General features: G+C 26.7%; 7 protein-coding genes. 3 read left to right on the top strand and 4 right to left on the bottom strand.

The window, feature by feature from the left end:
- The 3 genes from NW238_RS01170 to NW238_RS01160 all read left to right on the top strand — a co-directional run.
- Positions 1-205: hypothetical protein (locus NW238_RS01170; RefSeq protein ID WP_258451665.1), on the top strand; the 205-nt coding region annotated here is incomplete at its 5' end.
- 235 nt (positions 206-440) lie between these two features.
- Entirely contained in the window at positions 441-1,292 is an 852-nt protein-coding gene (locus NW238_RS01165) for an Mbov_0400 family ICE element protein (RefSeq protein WP_258451664.1), read from the top strand.
- Positions 1,293-1,337: 45 nt separating this feature from the next.
- Positions 1,338-2,621, top strand: coding sequence for an Mbov_0401 family ICE element transposase-like protein (locus NW238_RS01160; RefSeq protein WP_258451663.1), 1,284 nt, complete (start codon positions 1,338-1,340; stop codon positions 2,619-2,621).
- A 1,305-nt stretch (positions 2,622-3,926) separates the two neighbouring features.
- Here the strand turns inward: NW238_RS01160 and NW238_RS01155 are convergent.
- The 4 genes from NW238_RS01155 to NW238_RS01140 form a co-directional block, all read right to left on the bottom strand.
- Positions 3,927-4,460 (bottom strand): GIY-YIG nuclease family protein, encoded by a 534-nt coding sequence (locus tag NW238_RS01155; RefSeq protein ID WP_258451662.1) that lies wholly within the window; start codon positions 4,458-4,460, stop codon positions 3,927-3,929.
- Positions 4,461-4,595: 135 nt separating this feature from the next.
- Complete coding sequence (locus NW238_RS01150; protein WP_258451661.1) at positions 4,596-4,859, bottom strand: DNA adenine methylase; 264 nt, start codon at positions 4,857-4,859, stop codon at positions 4,596-4,598.
- Positions 4,860-4,872: 13 nt separating this feature from the next.
- Positions 4,873-5,514, bottom strand: coding sequence for a DNA adenine methylase (locus NW238_RS01145; protein ID WP_258451657.1), 642 nt, complete (start codon positions 5,512-5,514; stop codon positions 4,873-4,875).
- 324 nt (positions 5,515-5,838) lie between these two features.
- A complete protein-coding gene (locus NW238_RS01140) occupies positions 5,839-6,051 on the bottom strand; it encodes a hypothetical protein (protein ID WP_258451656.1) in 213 nt (70 codons plus the stop codon).
- Positions 6,052-6,395 lie beyond the last annotated feature (344 nt).

Raw genomic sequence — 6,395 nt, 5'->3', positions numbered from 1 at the left:
TATCTTGAATAGCTCCGTCATTGATGATTTAGATGATGTTGTTGTTGAGTTGCCAAATAATAATGATGATATCCAAAAGCAAAAAGTAAAAAATAAGAAGCTTTTAATATCTATTTTAGCCCCTTTAAGCCTTATAACTTTGGGAATTGGTATAGCATTAGGCTGATTTATTAAAGTGAGATACTTTGATAAAAAAATTAAATAGAAAAAATATTTTGCTTTTCTTTGAAAATTAAAACGCTAAAAACAAAAAAATTCTTTGGTAATAAGAAAAAGTAGTTTATAATAATTACATTATTCTAGGCCGATACAATATGTAGTAAACCGAACTGGCTAGCAGGACTACATACTAAAGGCTAGCTGACTTAACGATAAAGACTAGAATGGACGTTCGTCTTAAAAAGAAGCTTTTGCTTCTTTTTTTGTTTTATAATTTGTTTATGGAAATTAACAAATGAACACCTTTAAAAATTAAAAGTCCTCAACTTGAGAATATCTTTAATTTGAATTTAGATTATTTTAAGAAAAATGGAACTCCTAAAGCTCACCCTATTGTTATATTAAAATCTAAAGATAAATATTATTGTATAAGATTGCAAACAAAAACACCAACCACGGAAAAATCAAATATACTAATAGATAATTCTAGTTATCAATCAGAAAGCTATTGAAATAAAATTCTTGAAGTGGCCGTGACTAAAGATGTTTTTATTATAGATAAAGATGTATTAGAAAAAAATATTGACCATAAAATGTATAAAAAAACAAATTCATTAAACACTTCTGACCAGAGCTTAATTATGAATGATTTGAATAAACGAATTAATAGTATTCCACCTGAATTAAATATTATTGAAATTGATAAAAACTTAAGAAAAAATTTACCAATATACACAACTCCTAATTTAATTCAAAACCAATTAGAATCAACATTGAGTAAAAATAACCTAAATATTACAACTCCACAAAGATATTATTATGAAAATTATTTTGATGCAAATCAAAAGCTCAAAGATATAAATACATCTAACCCTGAGAGAACTATAGAAGCTCTTAGAGAAATCAAAAAGTTAACATTAGCTCCCGGCGAAATCAACGATTTTAAGGATATTGACTTTGAACTAAATACAACAACTAATTTATATGAACGAGTAGATATATCAATGAAAGAAACATTTCGTTCAAGTTGACCTCCAGATATCGAAGACAACAAAAAAGCTCAATTCCCGAATAATCCAAAACCCGAAACAAGTCCTCCTGCAGAAACTTTTACATTGAAATTAAAGATGTAATATTAATATGAACATAGCGAGGCTATGTTTTTTTATAATTGAATTATGAATTATGAAATTAATATATTTAGTAATGAACTAGATTTGAGAAAATACTATTTTAACAAAGCAAGAGAATTAAATTTTGCTGAAGAAGAATTTCGAAATAAAATACGTTTCGAAAAATATCCAGACTGGAGAATAACTAAACAAAAAACTCATAAATGAATTACGATGGGTGGTAGTTTCGAATTAAATTATACGATGTATGAATATTTAGACAATAGGGGCAAAAAACGTCGAATAACATATTATCATGATGTAATAATAGAACGTTTAAAGCGTTCTAAATATGATTTTGATTTAATTAAATTTTGTATTATAAGCGACTTAAATAATCAATCATTACCGTCTGAATTGATACCTTTAAAGCCATCCAAACAATTATTATATGAAATGAAAAAACGATTCAAAATCGACGAGCAAATCGATATTCAAAACAACAAAAAATATTTAGAAAATGCCAATAGATTTAAGCTTAGAAATCAGAAAAAAATTCACGTTGAAATTGATGATTTATTCACTAGATTTCAAGGTATAAAATACCGTCCTAAAATGAGGGTTAGAGAGGTAATTTTACACACTAATTTTCTTAGTAAAAATGCAGCTAAAAAACACTATCAAAACAGCTCGGCAATATGTTATTTTTTCACTAAAAATTTACAAGATAAATCATCAAAAAATGAACTTACAAATTTAGAAAATTTTTTTAATAAAGAGTTTAAAAAATTAAATATCTGTCGTAAAAAAACCGTCTTAAAAGGAGATGGTGCTATTTGAATGAGCGATTTTGCAAGTAAAATCAAGGTTAGATATAGCCTTGATTATTTTCATTTAGCAAAGAAAATAAACGATACTTTTGGGTTTGGAAAATTCAATTCTAAGGACAATAAACAGCTTTATAAATCATGATTTAGCACGACTTTTGGAGCACGATGAGTTGATTTATTTGGGGCGATTTTTGATAAAAAATATGCTTTAAATTATCGTAATTATGAAACTTTAAAACAAACATTTCTAAATGAAGCAATTGATTTGAGGGTTGATAAAAAATATATAAGAGAAGCAAAATTACTATTCAAATATATTAAAAATCATATTAATAACATTTGAAATAACGAAGGAAAAATCGTTTTGAATGAAAGTTATACCGAGCATTTTGTTTATCACTCATTCAAAAAACATATCAAAAAACCGAATGCATTGTTTTCAAAAAAACATATTAAAACTAAAGTTATTTATAAAAATTTATTGCGAAATATAGCGACTATTTTTAACGATATAGGCTAAATTTTTCTGGTGCATAAACATTAAATAATTCCAAAAATGAAATTATTTTATTAATATTTTTTGGTGAAAAATTATGCCTAATTATATGGTGGTGTCAAATCAGTGTCAGCGTCTATTAAAAACTATATAACATAGTTATATAAAACAACAAAAAACCTTAATTGGTGCCAAATCGGTGCCAGAAATGAAATGCTGGTGCCAGTTGGGTGCCAAATGTTTAAAAAATCATATTACTATGTAATATGCAAGATAAATTGGCACTTCGGTTAGAAGTTTGTTGCCAACCTTATCTTGCCTTAAAAGGTGCGCGTGCGCGCGTAAAGGAAAAACAAAAACCTGACACCAGGTTATTTTGTTGTTTTCAAATTAATGACACCACGATAAATTTTGAGCTCATTAAAAAAATTGCTCAAAAATTTAACGAATCATAAAATGAGGTATAATTAAACCAGATATTTAAGACGCTTGCGCTTGAATTAACACACTAAAATTTTACGCTTCCAATTTATTTTTTATAGTATATAAATTTTATCAAAATATGTCATTATACTTCTGTTTTTAATAGTTGAAAAATATATCGTTTTAACTAATTAGGAATAAGACTTATTAATTATTTTTTGGGACCATAAAATTTATTTATTAAAAACTTTCAGTAGATAAGGAATAGATGATATTTAAATAATATACTTCATTTTCTTCTTTGGAATTAACCTTTATTTATCCCAAAACACCAATCATATTCATAAACAAAAATAACTTTTCCGTCTTTTTTTATTTTAGATATTAGAATTTTTGCTCGCTAAAAATAGAAAAGTAAGTCAATTTAAGAAACCTAGTTTATAACTATAATTTCGGGTTATCTTTTCCTTTTTAACACTAATTTGAATGATGAGTTTTACTGATGAGTAAAAAAATATTAACACCTTACAATGTTAATTTTCTTAGCATTTTTATTATCGAAATATTAATTTTATTTGCGGTTGAATTACAAATAATGCAATTATATTAATTTTATTGAATGGGCTATAATATAAAAAAGGGAGGTCAATTAATATTACATTAAGCATAAAGCTCGTATTATTAACGCGTTTACCGAACAATTCAAAATATACAATTAATTTATAGGCGAAGTTATAATTTAAAGAGAATTTTGGTATATCTCCTAAATTTATTTGAAACATAACTCTCAAATAATCAAAAGCTAAAAAAGCAGCTGTTAAGGTTGCTTTTGTTTTTTATTTAGTTTCTAGGTCATGTATTACTTTATTAAAAGGTTAATGAATTTTGAGGTCTGATTCTTGGTATTTAAATATTTTCGGATTTATCATAATCTTCAGAACTCCTAGTTATTCTAGTGTCAAAACCTTTTTCTTTTAAAGTTTTTGCAAAATCCAAATTTTTTTCTTTACCTTTTTTGCCTTTATTTTCTTTGGTTATAGTTAATATGGCATCGATTTCAGACTCTCAAGGTATGTTGTTTTCCTGATAATTTCAATCAGGGTATCTTTTCTCGACAGAATAATAATCAGCTAAACAAGCATTTTCAATATGTTTGTATGATATTGATACATTTTGTTCTGATAATCCAAAAAGACCTTTTACTTTTCCCGGGAAATTATCTTGGTAAATCATATGTACTTCTATTTTGCGATTATTTACAAGTTCATGAAATAAATGTCACCAAATACCAATAGAACGACTACTTGGCTGACCATTTAAACCGCCATTTTTATAAATTTCTAAGGTCCCTTTCATTCCCTTTACATTTTCAGAACCTCCAATTTTCTTAATTATTCCGTCTACTGAAAAAATATAAACCCTACCAACATTTTTGGACAAAAATTTTTCATCTAGAACTTTTCCCTATTCATCTTTTAAACATGGATAAGTAATATATTCAAATTCTAAAATATCTCGACGTAATATTTTTACATCCGCTATTTTAAAAGCAGTTTTTACTTCATTTATTTTCATTTATTGCCTTTCTTTTATAATAAGAATTTCACTCGATTGTTTTATATGGCTATTGTTAATTTCTTGTCTATTTTTACCAATTCTAGTTTCGCCTTGACCCATCGTGTATTGTCAACTAACCTCAACAATTTTGCAATCTTTATAGAGTTCTCTTATTGTCTTACAATCATTATATGATAGAATAAATCCGCCTTTATGATTTTTCAATAAATCTGCTAATAATTTGTGATTAAAACCATTATGATGAACAGGTATATTTCTCATGGGATAAATGCCTTTAAATAAAGTTCCCTCATCTAAATAATATGGGGGGGTCTAAATACATAAAGTCTTGGTTATGTTTAGGAATAACATTTTCAAACGAATCGCAATAAACTTCTATATTGTGATTCTTTTTTAGAGAAAGTTTTTTAATCATATTATCATATTTGTTTTTATCCAAATAATTAGATGACATTCAACCCAAAAAACCAGGCCCGTATGATAAATTATGATTAAAGAAATATTTTCACGCAAGTTCGTCCTTCGGCAATGTTTTTTTCTTCTTTCACACTAATTTTAATTCGCCTCTTATTTTTGCATAAAATTCCTTATCAGGAGTTAAGTCTTTTAAGTTCGATATTAATTTATCTTTATTATTAATAAATTCATTTCAGAAATTCACCAAAATATCAAAAATATCATATCCAATTACAGGTATACCTATTTCTGTTGCTATCGCTATTTCAACCGAACCACCGCCTATAAAAGGAGATATAACTTTATTTATGTTTGTGGGCAGATATTCTATTATTGTTCCTACGGCCAAACTTTTACCACCAGCATATTTGATAGGAGCACCTAAATATCGTTTATATTTAAGCGAATTTCCTGCCATTTTTTTAAGAAAAGTTTTTTTGTTTATTTCATAATTTTTCATATTTGCATTCTCCTATTCTATTGATAATTTCTTTAAATATCACATCATCTTAGTGGTTTTGGCTAAACTGAAACTAATTAAGATAAAAAGATAAATGTTTCTCGCTTACTTTTATGTAAGTTTCTTTAAGTCTCGTTTAAAGGTAATGCCACATTTTCTTTATATCACTGACGTATACTTTAAAATGGCCACCGTATCTTACATACTCTTTAATAGAGCAATTAACCTGTTAGTTAGTGAATGAGTCAGCAGCATTCTGTAATACTATTTTATTAACTTATCATTCGCCACTTATTATAGTAGAATTTTTGGAAATATTTGTTCTTAAAATGCTGAAATGATTGTTAATAACTTGATCAGCCTTATCAAATTTCACTTGTTTCGATTATCTATTTTTGAATCCAAATATTGATGCATTTTGTTGAGAATGAGATTGTTCATTATTTTTAACAATTCGTTTTTATTTATTTCGCGACCACCAATATCCATTTCATCAGTCCTATTTGTTGCTTTTAGACACAAATCTCCCACCACCATCCATAACAATTATTATTTGCTCTGCCATTCATTAAGTTGTTTAATAAGTGTTCATACATACGTTCTTTTTTAAAAAACTAACTCTGTTTAGAAACACTGAATAAACGTATATCATGAAATCAAGAACTTAAAATGGTTAACCGTTTAAAAGATTGTGTCTTTACAAAGAAAGAGAGATGCTTACTTTCATTTAACAAGATGTCATTTTGTGCCTTCGCCATTTTAGTGTTTTGAAATAAGACACATATTAGACAAAGATTTAGCTCTTTGTATTTAAATTATAAGATTTAATCTAAACATTTTTAAATATGTTACAAAATCGATTTTAGGGCTTAGTTATTGTA

It is taken from the genome of Mycoplasma zalophidermidis (genome assembly GCF_024742155.1).
Lineage (GTDB): Bacteria > Bacillota_I > Bacilli_A > Mycoplasmatales > Metamycoplasmataceae > Mycoplasmopsis > Mycoplasmopsis zalophidermidis.
The sequence above is the reverse complement of the archived record's forward strand: the minus strand, read 5'-3'. Positions and strand labels throughout refer to the sequence as shown.